Origin of the sequence: Maribacter caenipelagi (genome assembly GCF_004364175.1) — a bacterium.
In the GTDB taxonomy this organism is placed as follows: Bacteria; Bacteroidota; Bacteroidia; order Flavobacteriales; family Flavobacteriaceae; genus Maribacter; species Maribacter caenipelagi.
Map to the genome: position 1 here is coordinate 31,380 of NZ_SNZW01000017.1, position 20,381 is coordinate 51,760.

The 20,381-nt window shown below is 35.2% G+C and carries 16 protein-coding genes; 4 read left to right on the plus strand and 12 right to left on the minus strand.

What is annotated here, in order from left to right:
• Position 1 precedes the first annotated feature (1 nt).
• Positions 2–928 carry a PorP/SprF family type IX secretion system membrane protein gene (locus tag DFQ03_RS14565; RefSeq protein WP_133673925.1) on the plus strand — a complete coding sequence of 309 codons (927 nt, stop codon included), beginning with the start codon at positions 2–4 and terminating at the stop codon, positions 926–928.
• Here DFQ03_RS14565 and DFQ03_RS14570 read toward each other — a convergent pair.
• The 5 genes from DFQ03_RS14570 to DFQ03_RS14590 form a co-directional block, all read right to left on the minus strand.
• Positions 925–1,986: a zinc-binding metallopeptidase family protein gene (locus DFQ03_RS14570; protein WP_133673927.1), complete on the minus strand. Its 1,062-nt coding sequence runs from the start codon at positions 1,984–1,986 to the stop codon at positions 925–927. The two genes, DFQ03_RS14565 and DFQ03_RS14570, sit on opposite strands and share 4 nt — an antisense overlap.
• 35 nt (positions 1,987–2,021) lie before the next feature.
• Positions 2,022–2,864 carry a pseudouridine synthase gene (locus tag DFQ03_RS14575; protein WP_133673929.1) on the minus strand — a complete coding sequence of 281 codons (843 nt, stop codon included), beginning with the start codon at positions 2,862–2,864 and terminating at the stop codon, positions 2,022–2,024.
• Positions 2,865–2,939: 75 nt separating this feature from the next.
• Positions 2,940–3,845, minus strand: coding sequence for a geranylgeranylglycerol-phosphate geranylgeranyltransferase (locus tag DFQ03_RS14580; protein ID WP_133673931.1), 906 nt, complete (start codon positions 3,843–3,845; stop codon positions 2,940–2,942).
• Between the two features lie 13 nt (positions 3,846–3,858).
• Complete coding sequence (locus DFQ03_RS14585) at positions 3,859–4,797, minus strand: mevalonate kinase family protein (protein ID WP_133673933.1); 939 nt, start codon at positions 4,795–4,797, stop codon at positions 3,859–3,861.
• A 145-nt stretch (positions 4,798–4,942) separates the two neighbouring features.
• On the minus strand, positions 4,943–6,025 hold the full coding sequence (locus DFQ03_RS14590) for a diphosphomevalonate/mevalonate 3,5-bisphosphate decarboxylase family protein (RefSeq protein WP_133673935.1): 1,083 nt from the start codon (positions 6,023–6,025) through the stop codon (positions 4,943–4,945).
• Positions 6,026–6,106: 81 nt separating this feature from the next.
• On the opposite strand from DFQ03_RS14590, the gene DFQ03_RS14595 reads away from it, so the two are divergent.
• Complete coding sequence (locus DFQ03_RS14595; protein ID WP_133673937.1) at positions 6,107–6,580, plus strand: TspO/MBR family protein; 474 nt, start codon at positions 6,107–6,109, stop codon at positions 6,578–6,580.
• 1 nt (position 6,581) lies between these two features.
• Here DFQ03_RS14595 and DFQ03_RS14600 read toward each other — a convergent pair whose 3' ends face one another.
• Genes DFQ03_RS14600 through DFQ03_RS14630 form a run of 7 tightly spaced genes read right to left on the minus strand, consistent with a single transcriptional unit; the run spans position 6,582 to position 15,015 of the window.
• Positions 6,582–7,121: a DUF1697 domain-containing protein gene (locus DFQ03_RS14600; protein WP_133673939.1), complete on the minus strand. Its 540-nt coding sequence runs from the start codon at positions 7,119–7,121 to the stop codon at positions 6,582–6,584.
• Position 7,122: 1 nt separating this feature from the next.
• Positions 7,123–8,403, minus strand: coding sequence for a BaiN/RdsA family NAD(P)/FAD-dependent oxidoreductase (locus DFQ03_RS14605; protein WP_133673941.1), 1,281 nt, complete (start codon positions 8,401–8,403; stop codon positions 7,123–7,125).
• Positions 8,403–9,146 carry a glycerophosphodiester phosphodiesterase gene (locus DFQ03_RS14610; RefSeq protein WP_133673943.1) on the minus strand — a complete coding sequence of 248 codons (744 nt, stop codon included), beginning with the start codon at positions 9,144–9,146 and terminating at the stop codon, positions 8,403–8,405. Before DFQ03_RS14610 ends, DFQ03_RS14605 begins: the two co-directional genes overlap by 1 nt.
• A 3-nt stretch (positions 9,147–9,149) precedes the next feature.
• On the minus strand, positions 9,150–10,925 hold the full coding sequence (locus tag DFQ03_RS14615) for an alpha-amylase family protein (RefSeq protein WP_133673944.1): 1,776 nt from the start codon (positions 10,923–10,925) through the stop codon (positions 9,150–9,152).
• Between the two features lie 45 nt (positions 10,926–10,970).
• Positions 10,971–13,274: a glycoside hydrolase family 65 protein gene (locus tag DFQ03_RS14620; RefSeq protein WP_133673946.1), complete on the minus strand. Its 2,304-nt coding sequence runs from the start codon at positions 13,272–13,274 to the stop codon at positions 10,971–10,973.
• A gap of 36 nt (positions 13,275–13,310) precedes the next feature.
• Positions 13,311–13,979, minus strand: coding sequence for a beta-phosphoglucomutase (pgmB, locus tag DFQ03_RS14625; protein ID WP_133673947.1), 669 nt, complete (start codon positions 13,977–13,979; stop codon positions 13,311–13,313).
• A gap of 13 nt (positions 13,980–13,992) precedes the next feature.
• Entirely contained in the window at positions 13,993–15,015 is a 1,023-nt protein-coding gene (locus DFQ03_RS14630) for a LacI family DNA-binding transcriptional regulator (protein ID WP_133673949.1), read from the minus strand.
• Between the two features lie 321 nt (positions 15,016–15,336).
• Here DFQ03_RS14630 and DFQ03_RS14635 point away from each other — a divergent pair, with 321 nt between their 5' ends.
• Both DFQ03_RS14635 and DFQ03_RS14640 read left to right on the plus strand, forming a co-directional pair.
• Positions 15,337–18,459, plus strand: coding sequence for a SusC/RagA family TonB-linked outer membrane protein (locus DFQ03_RS14635; RefSeq protein WP_133673951.1), 3,123 nt, complete (start codon positions 15,337–15,339; stop codon positions 18,457–18,459).
• An 18-nt stretch (positions 18,460–18,477) separates the two neighbouring features.
• On the plus strand, positions 18,478–20,088 hold the full coding sequence (locus DFQ03_RS14640; RefSeq protein WP_133673953.1) for a RagB/SusD family nutrient uptake outer membrane protein: 1,611 nt from the start codon (positions 18,478–18,480) through the stop codon (positions 20,086–20,088).
• Positions 20,089–20,381: the final 293 nt, after the last annotated feature.

The following is a 20,381-nucleotide window of genomic DNA, read 5'->3' on the forward strand; positions in this document are numbered from 1 at the left end:
CATGCAGAATTTATATAAAAATATCACTTTAATAGCATTCGTTTTAGGAGCATTGATCAATAATACAATGGCTCAACAAACGCCAACATTCTCAGAGTACAATTACAATCCGTACCTAGTAAATTCTGCTTTTGCCGGTTTGGCACCTAGTGCAGAAATAGGTATTAGTAATACTGAAACTTTCAATCAATTTGAAGGTAGTCCAAAAAGTTTTGCCTTAAGTTTCCATACTCCATTAAACAGAGGTAAAATTGGTTTGGGAGCCGGATTAATTCGTGATGAAGTTGGAGTCACCACTTCAACCAGTGTATTTGCTACATATTCTTACAAAATATTTTTCGACACCAAAAAGAATAGACCCTATTGGCAAATATATACCCCTAATTCCTTTTCATTTTCCATATCACCTGGCGTGCAACAATATCAAGAAAATTTACTGGAACTGGGTATTATGGACGACCCTAATTTTGCTATGAACATTAATGCTACCATACCTACTTTAGGACTTGGTTTCTTATTAAACTTAGCAGATGTATATGTGGGCTTCTCCACACCAAATGTAATTGGAGATATGCTGGTATCTGATGATAATGTGGAAATTTACGTGCCTTATTACGGGTACTTAGGCTATCGGTTTTTCTCTAGTAAATTTGAAGAATTAATGATCAAGCCCAACCTATTATTAAAGTATGAAAATGGCGCTCCTTTTCAAGCAGATGTAAATATAGCCGTAAGTTTTAGAAACCGATTTGAACTAGGTACCGGTTACAGAACCAATTCCTCTATAAATCTGTTGGCGGGAGTTTATCTTTTCAAAAATATTAGAGCTATTTACAGTTATAACCTAGCAACAAATGATTCTCCTTTAGGAAACACCCATGGTATTATTGCTACCTATCGTTTTGGAGAAGGCTTTAGTAGAGACTAGACCTTTCTCAATAAATCGTGAATGAATTCTAATTTTCTCTCAACGGGTTTAGAAATTATAAACGGATAAGGGTCATCTTCTCCCATAGAACGGTTCATACTATTTAAAGTAAACAATAATGGGATACCGGTATCCATTTTTTTTTCAAAACTAGTCTCTTTATAGGGATCAAAACTAGCATTCATTTTTATATTTTGCTTAGCGGTAATCTTAGGATTTGATCTTAATCCGAAATTATAGGCGGTCTCCAAAACATCGGTCAAGTGTAAATAATGCGACCATGTTTCCGCCCAATCTTCCCAAGGGTGAGAAGAAGCATACTTACTTATAAAATTTTGTTGCCAATTTGCTTGCGGACCATTGTTGTAGTGATTGGTCAATGCATCTGCATATGATTTTGACTCATCACCAAAAATGATTCTGAACTCCTCTAAAATATCAGGGTTATCACGAATAAGCAGGTCCCAAAAATAATGGCCTACTTCATGTCTAAAATGACCAAGTAATGTTCTGTAACGCTCGGCCATTTGCTGCTTTACCTGCTCACGAACAACGGGGTCGGCTTCTGATATTAAAAGGGTAATGACACCATTGGCGTGTCCTGTTTTGGTATCTTTTGATTCTTCCGGCAAATCTTCCCTAGCCAAAAAATCAAAACAAAAACCTTTTAAATCATCTCCAATTTTACTTACTACCGGTAATGAAAAACGCAATAACTGATAAACAAGTCTGTGCTTAGCAATTTCAATATGCTTCCACTTAGCTAAATTAGCATCATCTAATATATGGGGAATGGTTCTATTTAAGGAACAAGCCAGACAAAATTTTCGCCCTCTAGAAACATCTACCAGCCAATTACAAACTTTGTGTTTATAATTTTCACAGTACTCATAGGTTTTGCCATCTAATTCAAGTACTTGCCATTTAGAGGCATTCGTATCTAAAGCAACAATCTTATTATAATACGATGAATACCCTAAAAGGTAGCCACAGTTTACACATTTGTTATTCTCGAAAACAACTGTATTCTTACAGTTTGTACACTGAAATAATTTCATATCCTATCGTCTTTTTAATAGACAAGGACATTGTATTACTTGATCATCTTGAGATTTATAACCTCTTGATCGGTCAAATACCTCCAGTGCCCTCTTGGTAAATCTTTTTTAGTTAGACCACCATAAACAACCCTATCCATTCTTTGAATCTTATATCCTAAATTTTCAAAAATACGTTCTACAATTTTATTTCTAGAACTATAAATCTCAATACCGACTTCTCTTTTTGGAGCATCTGCAATAAAACTTACTTCTTGAACACGAACTGCCTTTTCATCAACAACTACACCTTCTTGAATCTTCTTTAAATCGGCACTTCTTAATTCTTGGTCTAAAACCAAATGATAAATCTTACGCATGCCGTTTACAGGGCTTTTCAACACCTTGGTCATGCTACCATCATTGGTAAACAAAAGTAAACCAGTGTGATCTTTTTCCAATTTATCTACAGGAAGTAATTTTGACTTAGACGCACTAGATATTAACCCAGAAACATGTCTTTTACCTTTTTCATCACGTATAGTCGTAAGAAAGTCTTTAGGCTTATTCAGCAATACGTATTCTCTTTTTACAGGGTTTAATAATTGACCGTCGAATTTTACCTCATCGCTCAACTTAACCTTATATCCCATTTCTGTAATTGGCTTACCATTTACAGTTACATTACCAGCTGCTATGTATATATCTGCATCTCTTCGAGAACATACCCCAGAATTAGCTACATATTTATTTAATCTAATAGAATTTGGGTCTTGTGGCTTAGCTGGCGTCACATTTTTCTTAATGGGCGCATTACCACGAGCGTAGCTCTTCTTTTTAAAATTACCGCCTTGCCTACCTGAAGCATTTTTTCCCCTACTAGAATCATCCCTACTCATAACTGTACCAATTTTGCACAAAGGTAGCAAATTGCATTGCGGTTCAAATAGTTATATGAAACATATTACCAACAACTATAGTATTCTGTTTAAAACAAGGTCTACATCTATAAGTAGAATACCAAAGACACCCATTACTATAATTAGTTTGAGAATATTGTGCAGCCAAACATAGTCTTTACGAGCCTTTGCTTTGAATAATAGAAATATAAACAATACCAATAATATTACACAAAGCATGAAATAAAGGTTCATATGCCCAACATCGAACTTAAAAATTAGAAGTAATGAGGGTACAATGGTCAATAAAATCAATAAACTGATGAGAATTTTAGAAGTACGAGATCCGTAAATTATCGGAATAGTTCTATAATTCTGGGCTAAATCTCCTGAAATATTTTCTAGATCCTTGATCATTTCACGTGCCAATATCAATAAAAAAAGAAATACTGCATGCATAAAAATCACAGGCTGAATATTCTTGTAATAAATGAATACTACAAAGAATGGTGTAATTGCCAAAGTGGCTGAAATAAAATTGCCCAAAAATGGAATTTTCTTCAACTTATGCGAATAGATCCAAATACCGAATATGTATGAAGAGAAAAAGAAAACAGCTCTGAAAGAAACATAACTGGCCGCTATTACCGCCAGAAAATTTAGCACAAAATAAGTCGTAAGCTTAAATCGCTGGCTTACCAAGCGATCCAACATACTCTTACGTGGTTTATTGATGAGATCTTTCTCTGCATCGTAGAAATTATTTATAATATAACCACCAGCAATAACCATGGCAGAAGCGATAACAATTACAAAAAGATTGACATCAAAAACTACTTTACGAACAGGAAGCTCTGGCGCAAGAATATAAATGGACGCCAAATATTGCGCTAGAGCTATAACTAGAATGTTATACCCCCTTACTACTGAAAACAGACTCAGTACTTTTAAAAGTAAGAGTTTATTTCTTCTATTAAGCATTTATGAAAATTACCTAAAAATTATAGACTACTTCTAGTTTGTAGCCTTTTAACGCAGTTTTAGCTTTTTCAAAATCTTCTGTAAAACCTAAAATATAACCACCACCACCTGAGCCACAAAGCTTTAAGTAATAATTGTTAGTATCGATTCCATTTTTCCATAAGGCATGAAACTTAGCAGGAATCATAGGTTTAAAATTATCTAAAACAACATGAGATAATTGCTTTAAATTACCAAACAATGACTGAATATTGCCGTTTACAAAATCTTCTACACAAGCATCTGTATGCTTTATAAATTGATTTTTTAGCATTTTACGAAAACCGTCATTCTTCATTTGTTCCATGAAAATCTGAACCATTGGTGCAGTTTCTCCAATAATACCGCTATCTAATAAGAACACAGCTCCTTTACCTTCTGCATTTTGTGAAGGTATGCTTGTAGACTCAATATTATCTTTAGAGTTTATAAGAATCGGAAGACTTAAATAGCTATTCAAAGGATCAAGCCCAGATGATTTACCGTGAAAAAACGACTCCATTCTACCGAATATCGTTTTGAGCTTCAATAATTTCTCTCTAGTTAAATTCTCAAGAACCGTTATTTTTTCGTGTGCGTATTTATCATAAATAGCTGCGACTAAAGCACCACTGCTACCTACACCATATCCTTGCGGTATAGAACTATCAAAATACATACCCTCGGCAACATCAGCTTTTAAAAGTTCTAAATCGAAAGAAACCAAACTTGGCTCTTCAACAGTTAACTCTTCTAAATAAAGAGCAAATGCTGCTAAACTTTTGTTAGATTTTATTGCCTCTTTTGAAATACTGGCATCCGATTTTAAAGCTCCTTTATAAAAATTATAAGGTATTGATAATCCTTTGGAATCTTTAATGATACCATACTCTCCGAAGAGAAGAATTTTTGAATAAAAAAGAGGTCCTTTCATTTTTAAATACTAAGCTACTTTTTAAACTTTTATAAATATAGTCAAAGATCGATATAAAGTTGAACGTTTTACCTTAAAAGGTTAAACAAAGTAGATAAATCATTCTTTTACAAACGTTTTTTATAAAAAAATAGTACATCAAATACTACAACTTCTTAGCACCCAGACCAATTCGATCACAAATATACTGCCCATTTTGACAAAAAGGTACTAACTTCTCTTTTATAAATGGAAAAACGATATCCTTTTCATATTCCGGATATAATACATGAACATTGGCACCTGCATCTAAGGTAAAGCATACATGGGTATTAGATTCTTGCCTAAATTTCCAAATCTCATTAATTATTGAAAGCGTATTAGGCTTCATTAATATGAAATATGGATTACTCGTCATCATCATCGCATGCAAGGTAAGTGCCTCGCTTTCTACGATACTTATGAAAGTTTTTAAGTCACCTTTTGATAAAACAGATTTTAACTTTTCTAAATTACTATGTGCCTGATCAAAACGTTGAGTCGCGAACGGATGCCCGTGCATTAACTCATGCCCGACAGTGCTACTTACTTGCTTCTCACCTTTATCGACCAATAAAATAGTATCATGAAAATTACTGAATACCTCATGCACTGCGTACGGATACTTTATACCGAATAGGTTTGAGCTTCCTTCGATTGAAGCTGTTTCTCCCCATTGTACCAAAGGCCCTTCAATACTTCGACATGCAGAACCTGAACCTAAACGAGACAAGAACGAAACTTTTCTATTGAAATCTTCATCGGAAATAGACTCAGAGAATGACCTTTCCATCTCCATAAAACATAATGCCAATGCTGACATACCGCTCGCAGAAGATGCTATACCACTACTATGCGGAAAAGAATTTGATGTATTAATGACAAAGTGATACTCTTTTAAAAACGGTAAATAGGCTTCTATCCTTTTTAAGAATGTATTAATTTTCGGCTTAAACTCTTCTTTTGGTTCTCCTTCAAACAATAGGTCGAAAGAGAACTCATCGCTTTTTTTATCTTTCTTTTTATACTGCACACTAGTTTTAGTTGTACAGGCTGCCAAAGTAAAACTGATTGATGGGTTTGCGGGAATCTGATTCTCTCTCTTGCCCCAATACTTTACCAAAGCAATATTGCTGGGCGAAGAATACGCCACAGTACCTTCTTCTTTCAATGTGGTATATGATGCTGGAATGAATTCTTTTTCTGACATTGAATTTTCAATTTGTGCAAATATAGTTTTTAGGGCTATCAATTAAAATAAATCCTTATTTTAGAGCTAAACACCAACCAATTGAAAAGAAAGCTTACATATATTATTATTGGTATTGTCATTTGCTCGGCTATTGGGTTTCTTAGTAGCGTGGTCACACAAAGCTCTGTAAACGGATGGTATATGACATTGAACAAACCAATTTTTAATCCGCCTAACTGGGTTTTTGCTCCTGTATGGAGCGCTCTTTATATTATGATGGGTGTTTCTGCCGGTTGGGTCTGGGCTAAAGGTTTTCATCACAAGTGGGTAAAAACCGGATTGTATCATTTTGGTTTTCAATTACTTTTAAATGGATTGTGGAGTATTGTATTTTTCGGTTTAAAACAACCATTTTTTGGGCTGCTAGTAATTATGGCCCTTCTCGTTGTATTATCTCTTACGATTAAATGGTTCAATGTGGTTAGCAAATTTGCCGCTGTATTGCTAATTCCGTATCTACTGTGGATTTGTTTTGCTACAGCTTTAAATTACAAAATTTGGGAGCTGAATTAATTTAATTGCCCAACTCTAACAATTTGTGCATGGTTCTATAATTTCGAGTGGTTGCCAAAACTTTTAGCTTTCGCTCTATTAAATTATTATTCAGCTTTGCTTTACCATACCCAGCTTTACACTTTAAATATATGCAATTATCAGAAATTGAAAATTCTTCGTTATTGTAGGATTCTGCTTTAAACTCCGTAAGCTCTCCAATTTTCGGAACATCATTTAACAGTACAAAATAGATTTGCTTTCTTATAATTTCACCTTCTGACTCGAACGAGTTATTATTAAGAATATCGTGTAATTGTAAAGTAGTCTTCACTATTACAGGTACTTCGAAACCAAAACTTTTTAAAATAGCTTTAGAAATGAGTGATTCTAATTTTGATGTATTCTGAAGTTCACTTTTAAAAACTACATTACCACTTTGAATGTATGTTTTAACGTCTTTCAAGTTTAAACTTTCGCATAATTCTCGAAGTTCAGCCATCGGAATTTTATGTTTTCCGCTGACATTTATCCCTCTTAAAAATGCAATATATGTCTTCATTTTATGATTGGTTTACATTCAAACTTTCTACCACTCCATTGGCTGCAATATAACCTCCTGTCCAGGCATTCTGAAAATTGAATCCACCAGTAATGGCATCTACATTTATGATTTCCCCAGCAAAATAGAGATTTGGAAGAATTTTACTTTCGTAGGTTTTAAAGTTGATTTCCTTTAAATCTAAACCACCGGCCGTCACAAACTCTTCTTTAAAAGTACTTTTACCGTTAACCTGAAAAACACCCATGGTTAATTGCTCTGCAAGTGATTGCAACTGTTGTTTAGATACTTCTGGCCAGGTTGTAGTATCGGCTATACCAGATGCTTTTACCAAGTTCGCCCATAAACGCTTCGGAATATCTAAGACCTTGGTTCTTAGAATAGTTTTCTTTTCTACCTGTTTTACTTTCAAGAACAATTCTAACAATCCGTTTTGGTGATACTCTGGCACCCAATTTACTTGAATTTTGAATTGATAATTATACTGTTCTAAAATTCTTGCTCCCCATGCAGACAGTTTTAAAATAGCCGGTCCGCTCATTCCCCAATGGGTAACCAACAAAGGTCCGTCTGAGCTTAAACCAGATGCATCTAATTTTGTTCTTGCTGTCTTTTTACCGAAGTTCTTTTTGGGTATAACGTTTACCTCGGCAAGCGTTACAATACCCGGTATATCCGTTATACGCTCATCTTTTATATTAAAAGTAAACAACGATGGCACAGGCGGAACAATGGTATGCCCTAAAGCTTCAAGATACTTCCACATTTTAGGATTACTTCCTGTTGCCAAAATGAGTTTATTGCAGTACATAAAACCCTCCCCTACGGCAACCTTCCACTTTTTAATTCCTTCTTCCTCGATTTGCTCAATTCCGCTTACCGAACAAAGTGTTTTCACCTGAACCCCTAATCTATCTGCCTCAGAAATAAAACAGTCTATAATTGTTTGTGATGAATTACTGACCGGAAACATTCTGCCATCTTCCTCAATTTTTAAAGATACACCGCGTTCTTCAAAAAAACCGACGGTATCACCACTGGCATAGGTATGAAAAGGACCTAAAAGTTCTTTTTCTCCTCTAGGATAGTTTTTGCTTAAATCTGCCGGATTAAATTCTGCATGAGTAACATTACAACGACCACCACCAGAAATTTTAACCTTGGTCAGCACATCCTTTCCCCGTTCTAAAATAGCTATTTTAGTATTTGGTCTTTTTTCTGCGATATGTATTGCCGCATAAAAGCCTGCAGCACCACCACCAATTACTAAAACGTCGTACATTATTTTACCCGTTCAGGAAAGTTTGTAATAATACCGTCAACTCCAATACGTTTCATGGCATCTATATCTGCAGGTTCATTAACCGTCCAAGTATAAATTTTAAATCCGGCATCTCTAATCGCATTCGCCTTCTCTAAATTTAGATTTTTGAAATACGGATTAATAGCTACGGCATTCAATTCTTTGGCTATAGGTATTGCATCTACAGGGTCTTCTTCGGTCAATACAGCTATAGCCACGTTAGGGTTATGTCTGCGCATTTCTTTTAATTCATCCCAATTAAAACTTGAAATTATGAAGTTTTCTGGCGACCAGTTTCTTTGCTCGATATAATACTTCATAATATGGTTAACCTTATCTGCAGTACCGGCACCTTTAAGCTCAATATTTAAGGTAACCTTATTGTCTATTAATTTTAAGACATCTTGTAGCATTGGTATCTCGTGCCCACCTTCAACAATCACCTTTTTTAGGTCAACTATATAATAATCTTCAATATTACCAGGGGCATTCGTTAATCGATCAAGCTTATCGTCATGAAAAACTACAATCTCTCCACTTTTAATTTTAAAGACATCGATCTCTATCATATCAACACCCAAATCCATTGCTTTTTGAATCGATGGCAAGGTGTTTTCTGTTTCGTGACCCATAGCACCTCTATGACCAATTACTAAAGGTTCTTTCATATTACAAGATGCTAAAGTGATACAAATAAAAGCTAAGGCAATTTTTTTGAGCATAACTTAAGATTTTAATTCAAAAATAAAGGATTCTAAAGGATTTAGTTTAATTGCGACATGACCTTCTCCATTTTCTATTCGTAATGAGTTGGTGTGACCATAAAGTGCATCTTTTAAAGGATAACTACCTTCTTTTAATTCCCAAGTTTTCATTAAATCAACCGGTAGTTTTAAATCGAAAGCAAAATGATCATTGACATCAAAATTCGAAACAACTATAAGTTTTTGATTCTCTGACCAACGTACATATGACAACACCCGGTGATTATAATTTTCAGTAATTTCTTTATTATAAAAATGAATTTCGCGGTAAGCCCCCATTAAGGCTTCACTATTAATAGTGAAATTCAATAGTCGCTTATAGAAGTCTCTTAATAAAGCCTCTTTTGGCGTAGATTGACCACCATCAAATTTTTTATTATTTACCCATCTTTGGTGGTGGGGCACACCAATGTAATCGAATATCGATGTTCTTGACGGACTTCCAAAACCTGCATGTTCAGCAGCTGGTTCACCTACTTCTTGCCCAAAGTAAATCATTGTCGGCGATGTACCTATCGTTGCAGATACTACCATTGCAGGCCTACCTATTTCAGCATTACCCACAAATTCTGGACTAGCGATACGCTGCTCATCATGATTCTCTAAGAAATGAAGCATGTTATGCTCTATGTCTTGCAAGCCGTTTTGTACCACCGGTAAATGATCAGACCAACCATAGCCTTTCATTATATGTTTTAATCCGTCATAAAAATCGACCTTATCATATAAATAATCCATTTTTCCTTTATAGATATATGTTCTATACAGATCTGGATTATACACTTCTGCCATTATAAAAGCATCAGGATTTTTCATTTTTATTGACGAATTCATGTAGCTCCAGAATTCTACCGGAACCATTTCTGCCATATCATACCGAAAACCATCAACGCCCATTTCCATCCAATACAAGGCAACATCTCTAAACTTGCGCCAAGAACTAGGTACTACTCTCTTTTTCCAATAATTAAAATGCTCTTCATGATCTTTTTCTCCGAAATCATTAGGTAACATATCAAAATCTAACCTGCCATCTGGTCTTACCCCATAATTTATACGAACGGTCTCATACCAATCGTTCATATCTGGTTGCGGACTGCGAGACCCATTACCTGTCCATTTCGCTGGAATTTCCTCTAATTCAGTATATGATAAATGAGGAGTATTCCCTCCTAAAGGCACATAACCATCTCGCCATTGGGGAGTTTTAAATTCCGTTCCCGGGATGTAATAAAAATTATTATCTTTTTGATATTCAATGGATGTATCATCACCAAATCCGAAATCAGAAACACCTTTCGGGTTCGTCTTTCCTTCATACTTTCTGGCCACATGATTCGGTACAATATCAATAATCACCTTCATATCAGCTTTATGCGTACGGTCAATTAGAGATTTGAACTCCTTTAACCTTTTTGCAGGATCTTTTGCTAAATCGGGGCTAACATTGTAATAATCTTTAACCGCGTAGGGCGAACCTGCTCTCCCTTTTACAACGTCTGGATCATCATTTGAAATACCGATTTCAGTATAATCATTAATAACCGCATGATGCGGAACACCTGTAAACCAAATATGGGTAACACCTAAATCTTTTATTTCATCAAGTGCCTTTTTAGTAAAATCTGCAAACTTACCTACACCATTTTCTTCAATGGTACCCCAAGGTTTGTTGTTGGTATTTGTATTACCAAAAAGTCTGGTAAATACATGATAAATTACAATTTTACTATTCATGAGGAAATTTCAATTTAATCTTAAAAATACTATAATAGCAACTACTTATACCGTAATCAACTCATTTGGTATTAAAGCTACTTTTTTTCCATTGACCCGAATAGATACTTCTTCAGTACCAATCAATTGAAACGTAGTATTCTGCGCCGTAACGGATACCTTAATTATTCGATCTCTAAAATTGACCTTGAAAGAATAGGCTTTCCACTGATTGGGTATTTGAGGCTTAAATGATAATTTATCATTGATAACGCGCATACCACCAAAACCTTCAACAATACTCATCCAAGTACCAGCCATAGAAGTAATGTGCAAGCCTTCTTCTACTTCTTTATTATAATCATCTAAATCTAATCTAGATGTTCTTAAATAGAAATTATACGCCTGTTCCATTCTACCCAATTTCGCTGCTTGAATACTATGTACACATGGCGACAAAGAAGATTCATGAACAGTAAAAGGCTCATAGAAATCGAAGTGTTTTTCTAAATCTTCAACAGAAAAATCTTCCTCAAAAAAATAAAAACCTTGCAAAACATCTGCTTGTTTTATATATGGAGACCTTAAAATTCTGTCCCAACTCCATTTTTGATTTATAGGTCTTTCTGTTTTTGGCAAATCATCTACCCTTACCAAATCTTTATCTAAAAAGCCATCTTGCTGTAAAAATACCCCATGCTCTTTCGAATACGGAAAATACATTTTATTGGCTACTTTCCTCCATTTATCACACTCTCTATCAGTTAGTTTAGTTTTACCAATTATTCTATGATAATCGTCTGAATAACCGTTTTTAACTTTGTCTAACTGAGTTAGCGTATAATTAATACACCATTTCGCTAAATAGTTAGTATACCAATTATTATTTACGTTGTTCTCATACTCATTAGGCCCTGTTACCCCAAGCATCACATATTTATTTTTATCCTTTGATAGGTTTACACGTTGGTGCCAAAATCTAGAAATACCGATTAATACTTCTAACCCCATTTCTGGTATGTAGCTGTAATCGCCAGTATATCTAAAATAGTTATGGATTGCAAAGGCGATTGCCCCGTTTCTATGAATTTCTTCAAAGGTAATCTCCCATTCGTTATGGCATTCTTCACCATTCATTGTTACCATTGGGTACAATGCCGCTCCATTAGAGAATCCTAATTTTTTGGCATTTTCAATAGCCTTTTCTAAATGGTTGTATCGATACTTCAATAACTTTCTAGCAACCTTATCATCTTTGGTAGCCATATAGAAAGGAATACAGTATGCCTCGGTATCCCAATAGGTACTACCGCCATATTTTTCACCAGTAAATCCTTTAGGACCAATATTAAGCCTAGAATCTGTACCTAAATAGGTTTGGTTTAATTGAAATATATTGAAACGAATACCTTGTTGCGCCTTTACATCGCCTTCAATAACAATATCGCTCATGCTCCAAATAGCTGCCCAAGCATCTTTTTGTTTTTGTAATAACTGATCAAAGCCTAAAGCACTTACTTCATCTAAACTATTATTAGCTACTTGTACTAATTCTTGATTAGGGTGATTTCTTGCAACAGTGTAACCACCAAATTTCGTCAACGTAACAGATTCGTCTGCCTTTAAATTCTGCTCAAACCTTAAAGACACAAATGAATCTGTCTTTTCATACGGCACACCCGAAATCTGATTCCCATTATATTCTAATGAAGCCTGCATAAACGTACAGGTCTTAAATTCAGTTTTCATAGTATGCGCCTCGATAAAGGCACGGTTATCTGTTGTGCTTACATTCGTAGTATTCCAGAATTTATCATCCCAATTACTATCTTCATTTGTAATACCACTATCTAAATATGGCTCAAAAACTAAGGTAGCATCTGTCTTTAAAACCTTAACGGTGTATGAAATAGCACCAACCGTATCAATATCTATACTCAAAAATCGTTTTACAACAACTTCTATTTCTACATTATTAGAAGCTACTGCTTGAAAACTACGGGTGTAAACGCCCTCTTTCATATTCAATTCTCTTCTAAAATTTGACACTTTTTTACTCGTGGCCAAATCGAACTCTACCTCATTAATATAAATTTTGATTCCGATCCAATTTGGAGCGTTCAAAACCTTTGCAAAATATTCTGGGTATCCATTTTTCCACCATCCCACACGGGTTTTATCAGGATAATAAACCCCAGCAATATAACTACCTTGAAAAGTATCACCTGTATAGGTTTCTTCAAAATTGGCACGTTGTCCCATGGCACCGTTACCTATACTAAATATACTTTCAGAAGACTTTACGTTTTCTTGATCGAAACCTTCTTCTATGATGCACCACTTATCTGGTTTAATATAATCTTGATTCATGAAATTTATATTGAATTGAAATATAGCTACCTTAAATTATTCTTTATGTTGTTTTTTGATCAATGATTCTAAAAAATCATCGCTCATTTCGGTAAAATCGTTAAAATTGTAATCTGCCTCGTTTAGTATTTCAGTATCTCCTATTCCTATGCTTACCATATTTGCTGCATTTGCTGCTTGAATACCTGCAACTGCATCTTCAAAGACCACACATGAATTTGCTGCAACACCTAAATTATCAGCTGCAATCAAAAACACTTCTGGGTCTGGCTTTGCCTTGGTTACGCTATTACCATCGACAATGCTATCGAAATATGGTAATAAATCAACCTTTTCTAAAATAGGTCTGGCATTTTTACTTGCAGAGCCCAATGCTATGGGGATATTTTTATTCTTTAAATATTGTAAAACCTTTGCAACATCTGGGAGAATTTCACTTGAATTCATCTTTTCAATGTAAGCTAGATAATCAACATTTTTCTCAACCATCCATTTATCGAACTGATCCTGTGTAGCAGTAATATTGCCAATATCTAAAAGAATTTCTAGGCATCTTTTTCTACTCACTCCTTTAAAGAGTTCGTTCTGATCTTTGGTAAATTCAAAACCTAATTCATTGGCTAGTTTTCGCCATGCTAAATAATGATACTTAGCTGTATCAACAATAACACCATCTAAGTCAAATATAAAACCCACTTTTTCCATTATTACAAAAATATTAGTTGATTGTAGAACCTCTTTTAATTAATGTCGCTTCAATTACCTCTGTTCTAAAAGGCTCTTCTACTACCTCAGTTGACTCCATTCTTTTTATCAGCATTTCGGCTGCTAATCCCCCCATTTTTTCACCATGCTGAGCAACCGTACTAAGTTTGGGCGAAGAGAATCGAGATAAGATTCCGTCCGTAAATCCTATTATAGATATATCTTCAGGTATTTTCAAACCTATTTGCTGAATAACACTCATACATTGAACTGCGAAAATCTCATTAACACACAATACCGCTTCTATTTCATTTTTCTGAAAAAACTCTGTTATTAGCTTTGTATTGTCTAAATCATGAGGTAAAGTCAAAATTAAATTCTTATCGAACGGAATATCATTATCCTTTAAAGCTTGTATATAGCCATCTTTTCTACGTTCACTTACATTAAAATAATTATCGGTCGTTATCAAGGCAATTTTCTTAGATCCTTTCTCTATTAAATGCTCAACCGACTCTCGAGCTATTTCCATATCATTCAATATAACCTTATCGCATGCAACCTCTGGGGCTACTCGATCAAAAAGAACTATTGGTATACCTTGATCTAACAATTCTTTTAAATGGGTAAAATCATTCTTTCGCTGGGTTTCGGCACTCAATGAAAGTATAAACCCATCTATACTGCCGTTTGCCAACATTTCCATGTTAATTACCTCTTTATCATAAGATTCATCAGAAATACAGACAATAACATTATACCCCATCTGATTGGCATACATTTCTATACCCCTAAAAACTGTGGTAAAAAAGTGATGCACAATATCTGGAATAACAACACCAATATTTTTGGTTCTCTTATTTTTTAAGCTAAGTGCGATATTATTAGGACGGTAATTATAGAATTTTGCAAAAGCCTTAATTCTATCTTTTGTGTCTTTGCTAATTTCTTTACTGTTCTTCAATGCCTTCGACACTGTAGAAATAGAAACATCAAGTTCTTTAGCAATATCTTTTAAAGTGATTTTTGGTTTCAAAAAAAAGGAATTTAAAATTTAAGATAAGAACTTAAATTAATCTAGAAACAAAAGTTCAAAAATAGATTCTATATCGTAAATATATATAAAAAAGGATTTTTCTTATATTTGAAGAATAATCATATATTCATATTTAACCTGTATGTTAATTAAGAATATCATAATATTGTCTATTAACATTCATTATACTCGCAAAAATTAAAAGTTATCAACACGAAACCGTTTTCGTAAATTTTAATTTTGCTTAAACTATTGTTAACACACCTTTTTACATATTTTTAACAATTGAAATTAAATTAACTCAACTTAAATTAACAATTTATGAAGATTACATTCCTAAAAAGTCTGTTAGTTCTCGGTGCATTTTTGTGCTTTGGATACATACAGGCGCAAGAAGTATCTGGAACTGTTTCAGATTCAAGTGGACCTTTACCAGGAGCTAGTGTTCTAGAAAAAGGGACAACGAATGGTACACAAACCGATTTTGACGGTAATTACACATTGACCGCTGAAGAAGGTGCTGTACTTATTGTAAGTTATATCGGCTACAAAACTCAAGAAGTGGCTATAAATGGTAGAACTTCAATTAACTTTACTCTAGAAGAAGATGCTGAAGCATTGGAAGAAGTTGTAATTATCGGTTACGGTACAACAACTGTAAAAGATGCAACAGGTTCGGTAACTGCTGTAACTGCTGAAGATTTTAACGGTGGTAACATTGCTTCGCCAGAACAGTTAATACAAGGTAAAACTGCCGGTGTTAACATTCAAGAAACTAGTGGTGAACCTGGAGCGGGCATCCAGATTAACATTAGAGGTTCTAACTCTGTACGTGCAAACAACAATCCTCTTTTTGTAGTAGATGGTGTTCCATTAGGCGGTGGTAATACTTCACCACAAGGTGAAACAGGTTTTGGGCAAAGTGCTGTTAAAAACCCATTAAACTTTATAAACCCTAATGATATTGAAAGTATCAGTATTTTAAAAGATGCATCTGCAACTGCTATTTATGGTTCTCGTGGTGCTAACGGTGTTGTAATCATTACTACTAAAAGTGGTAAAGGCAGCAGCAAAGGTGTATGGGATTTTTCAAGTTCATTAAGTATTGCCAAAGCAGCAAATACTTTTGACCTTTTAGATTCTTCAGAATTTTTATCTGGAGTTACTGCCGTAGGTGGTAATGCAAGTGCCGTAAATTTCGGTGCCAATACGGACTGGCAACAAGTTGTATTAAGATCTACTGCTTCTCAAAACCAAAACCTTTCTTACTCTAAGAATTATGGTAGTGGTAACGTAAGAGCAACATTTGGTTACGGAAAACAATTTGGTATCGTTGAAAACTCTGATTTAGAAAGAATTACCGGTAGAGTAAATCTTAACCAACGTTTTTTAGATGATAAACTAGTTCTTGGCCTTCAAATGTCGATTGCTAGAATCAATGATTCTCAAGCGCCAATTAGTGCCCAAGCAGGTGCTGCAGGTGATGTTTTAGGAGGGGCTTATGCTGCGAACCCAACATGGCCAGCTAACTCAAGTTTTAATGCAGGCGGATTAAACGTAAATCCCCAGAATGCTTTAGATAATACTCAAAATATTACCAACACCGATAGATATTTATTGAACGGATCTATTCAGTACAATTTCACATCTGAACTTTCGGCAAAATTAAATGCAGGTTTAGATGTTGCAGAGGCATCCAATACTTCTGTTATTTCAAGAGATATTATCAACCTTAACGGTGTTACCGATATAGGTCGTGGTAATTACGGAATTTTAAAGAGAGACAACAAAACTTTTGAAGCTACGGTTAACTACAATAAAGAATTCGAAAACTCTAGCTTAGAAGCTTTAGTAGGTTTCGGTTACCAAGATTTTCAAACTTATGGATTTAATGCTGGTGGTAGAGGTTACACAACTAGTGATTTAAATGCAATGGGTAGAGACCTAAGAGGTGCTGTAGTCGATTTACAGAATGCTGTAACTGGGTCTTACCAACAAGCTTATTACGCTCCTAACACGGGTGGGGTATTGGTGAATAGATTATTACCAACCGTTGTAGCTCAAGAAGAATTAGGCAGAACTCTTGACAGTCCTGTTACTTCTGTTTTCACAAACTCATTTGACAATACAGATGAGCTACAGTCTTTCTTTGCTAGATTAAATTACACTTTGAAAGATAAGTATTTGTTTACAGCGACAATGAGAGCTGATGGTTCTTCTAGATTTGGACCTGAAAATCAATACGGTTACTTCCCTTCTGGTGCTTTTGCATGGAAAATGAACGAAGAGGATTTTGTTGGAGAGAACGTTTCTACACTTAAATTACGTTTAAGTGCGGGTATCACTGGTAACCAAGATGGTCTAGGTTATGGTAACTTCGTAGCAAGACAACGTTTTTCTGATTTAACTGTTCAACAAAATCTTGATATTAACGCCAACGGTACTGCAATTGTAGCTACTGATAGACCCGACCTAAAATGGGAGTCTTCTTTCAACTTAAACGCTGGTTTTGATTTCGGATTTAACAATGATCGCTTAAGCGGTAGTGTTGATGTTTATAGAACTGAGACTACTGACGTTCTTTTACAAACTCCACCTGCAGCACCTGCTGTTGACCCTTTCCAATTTCAAAATGTTGACGCTAGTATTATCAACCAAGGGGTTGAATTTGCATTAGCTTACGATTTTGTGCAAACTGATGACGCAACGTTCTCTGCAGATTTCAATATAGCTTACAACAACAACGAAGTTCAAAATTTCGAAGGTCTAATTGATACTGGTGCAGTTAACGGTCCTGGTTTAACAGGTGCATTTGCACAACGTTTTGCTTCTGGTCAGTCATTATATTCTTACTACCTACCAATTTTCACTGGATTTGATGGTGCTGGTTCGCCAACATACCAAGATGTTGATGGAAATGGTGTAGGAGACCCATTTGCAGATAAAACCTTCGTTGGCGAAGATGCTTTACCAGATATTACAACTGGTTTAAGCTTAAACTTAAAAGTTAAGGATTTTGATGCATCTGTATTCTTTCAAGGTCAATTTGGTTTCTCAGTATATAACAACACCGAAAATGCGTACTTTACTGCAGGAGCGCTTTCTAACTCTAGAAATGTAACTCAAAGCGTATTAACAAGTGGTGAAGACCCAGGAGCTTCTGCTGATGCTTCTACTCGTTTCTTGGAAAAAGGAGATTTCGTACGTTTTCAAAATGCTAGCATTGGTTACAATGTACCTTTATCTGGTGAAGGTGCTTTAAACTCGTTACGTTTTTCATTAACTGGTCAAAATCTTTTCTTAATTACGGATTATAGTGGTTTAGATCCAGAGGTTACTGCAAATACTGGTGATTTAGGTTCAGGTGTACCATCTAGAGGTATTGATTACGGGTCTTACCCAAGACCAAGAACTTTCACTTTTGGTATTAATGCATCATTTTAATTAAAAAAATTGTATATCATGAAAAATAATTTTAAAATCTTAACGCTTTCTATTCTATCGTTGCTAGGGGTTACCTCTTGTACCGACCTAGAAATAGAAGAAACAGATTCCATCATTTCTGAGGGATTCCAAGGATTAGCCGACCCATCATCAACAGTAACGAATCTTTATGGTTCGCTTGCCGGACAATATGCCGGACAAGACAACTACTTTGCTCTTCAAGAAGTAACTTCAGATGAGCATTTAATCCCAACACGTGGAGGTGACTGGGGTGATAACGGGCTATGGAGAGTATTACACACACACGATTGGAGTGGGCAACATGCTTTTATTGTTAACGTATTTCAATTATGGAACGGAAACCAACTTCAAGCTTCTCAAGTTTTAGATCCTAGAAGTAACCCATCAGCAACTAACATTGGCGATGCAAGCTTTATTAGAGCTTACAGCATGTGGGTTATTTTAGACAATTTTGGTCAGGTTCCTTATAGAGACACCGCATTACCCTCTACATCTGTACCTGAAGTACTAAGTGGACAAGCTGCTGTTGATTTTATTCTTGCTGACATTGAAACTGCTATTGCAAATGCTCCTGCTACAGCTGCTGCAAGTGGAAACACTAGCTTAAGAGCAAGCAAGGCCGCAGCTAGGTATTTAAAGGCTAAAGTTCTTTTAAACAAGCATATCTATTTAGGCGGTTCTCCTGATTCAGGTGATATGGCAGAAGTTATTTCTTTAGTTGACGCTATTACCGCTGACGGTTATGCTCTACAAGAAGGATATTTTGACCTTTTCTTACCAGATGCCGATACTGAAACTATCTGGTCTTTAGAAGCTAATACAATCAATAAGGTAGTAATGGGACTTCACTACAACAACACCAGTATTCAAGGTGGTGGTTGGAACGGTTTTAGTACGCTTGCTGAATTTTATGATCTTTTTGAAGGTGATGAAGATTTCAATGAACTAGATGCCAACCAAGAACCAGCCAATAATCAAGAAGAGCGTAGAGGTGGTGTACCGACTGTAGGTATAACTTTTGCTGATCAACCTTATGCTGCTGAAAATGACGGCTATGTAGACGGCTCTAACGTTGGTTATGGTTTCCTTATCAATCAACAATATGCTCTTGACGGGACACCACTAAAAGACAGACAAGGTGCGCCACTTACTTTCAAAAGAGAATTTAAAGATGGTTCTGGTGCAGTAAACTTCATCAACAATGATGAAACTACTGGTATTAGAATTCAAAAATATGCCGCAAGAAATGGTGATGCCTCAATTAGCCATCAAATCGTTTTTAGATATGCAGATGCTCACTTAATGAAAGCCGAAGCTATGTTTAGAAGCGGTGGTGATCCAACATCAATGATCAATGATTTAAGAACAATACGTAACACTGAAGAGTTGTTAGGAACAGTGACTGAACAAGATATCTTAGATGAAAGAGGTCGAGAATTATATCAAGAAGCTTGGAGACGTAACGATTTAATTCGTTTTGGACAATTCGGTAGAGATTGGTTATTTAAAGCGGAAGGGACTATTAACAATGATGATTACAACGTGTTCCCTATTCCACCAGCACAATTGCTTGCTAATCCTAATTTGGTTCAAAACCCAGGATACTAAGCATATATAAATTTAAGTTTAAGTTGAAAAGGCCTCCAATTCATTTTGGAGGCTTTTTTGTTTTCTAAATAACTTTTCAAACTATCAGCTTATACTTTCACCAATCAATTTATGTTGAATACCTAAGAATAATATGATTCATAGAATTAAGATTATACAATACAAAAAGAGAGTACTTCCTATATAAGTAAAACCATTCAAGTAAAACAGCCACTACCTTAACGAACAATAAAACGTTAGGATTTAATATCTTCTAATAGTTGGCTTGAATTAGAGAAATATAATAAGCAATT

What these genes read in the sequence shown, in the direction of transcription:
- DFQ03_RS14585 (WP_133673933.1), bottom strand. Translation starts at nt 4,797, where the DNA reads ATGAAAGGACCTCTTTTTTATTCAAAAATTCTTCTCTTCGGAGAGTAT.
- DFQ03_RS14565 (WP_133673925.1), top strand. Translation starts at nt 2, where the DNA reads ATGCAGAATTTATATAAAAATATCACTTTAATAGCATTCGTTTTAGGA.
- DFQ03_RS14610 (WP_133673943.1), bottom strand. Translation starts at nt 9,146, where the DNA reads ATGCTCAAAAAAATTGCCTTAGCTTTTATTTGTATCACTTTAGCATCT.
- pgmB (WP_133673947.1), bottom strand. Translation starts at nt 13,979, where the DNA reads ATGGAAAAAGTGGGTTTTATATTTGACTTAGATGGTGTTATTGTTGAT.
- DFQ03_RS14635 (WP_133673951.1), top strand. Translation starts at nt 15,337, where the DNA reads ATGAAGATTACATTCCTAAAAAGTCTGTTAGTTCTCGGTGCATTTTTG.
- DFQ03_RS14605 (WP_133673941.1), bottom strand. Translation starts at nt 8,403, where the DNA reads ATGTACGACGTTTTAGTAATTGGTGGTGGTGCTGCAGGCTTTTATGCG.
- DFQ03_RS14575 (WP_133673929.1), bottom strand. Translation starts at nt 2,864, where the DNA reads ATGAGTAGGGATGATTCTAGTAGGGGAAAAAATGCTTCAGGTAGGCAA.
- DFQ03_RS14570 (WP_133673927.1), bottom strand. Translation starts at nt 1,986, where the DNA reads ATGAAATTATTTCAGTGTACAAACTGTAAGAATACAGTTGTTTTCGAG.
- DFQ03_RS14640 (WP_133673953.1), top strand. Translation starts at nt 18,478, where the DNA reads ATGAAAAATAATTTTAAAATCTTAACGCTTTCTATTCTATCGTTGCTA.
- DFQ03_RS14615 (WP_133673944.1), bottom strand. Translation starts at nt 10,925, where the DNA reads ATGAATAGTAAAATTGTAATTTATCATGTATTTACCAGACTTTTTGGT.
- DFQ03_RS14580 (WP_133673931.1), bottom strand. Translation starts at nt 3,845, where the DNA reads ATGCTTAATAGAAGAAATAAACTCTTACTTTTAAAAGTACTGAGTCTG.
- DFQ03_RS14620 (WP_133673946.1), bottom strand. Translation starts at nt 13,274, where the DNA reads ATGAATCAAGATTATATTAAACCAGATAAGTGGTGCATCATAGAAGAA.
- DFQ03_RS14600 (WP_133673939.1), bottom strand. Translation starts at nt 7,121, where the DNA reads ATGAAGACATATATTGCATTTTTAAGAGGGATAAATGTCAGCGGAAAA.
- DFQ03_RS14590 (WP_133673935.1), bottom strand. Translation starts at nt 6,025, where the DNA reads ATGTCAGAAAAAGAATTCATTCCAGCATCATATACCACATTGAAAGAA.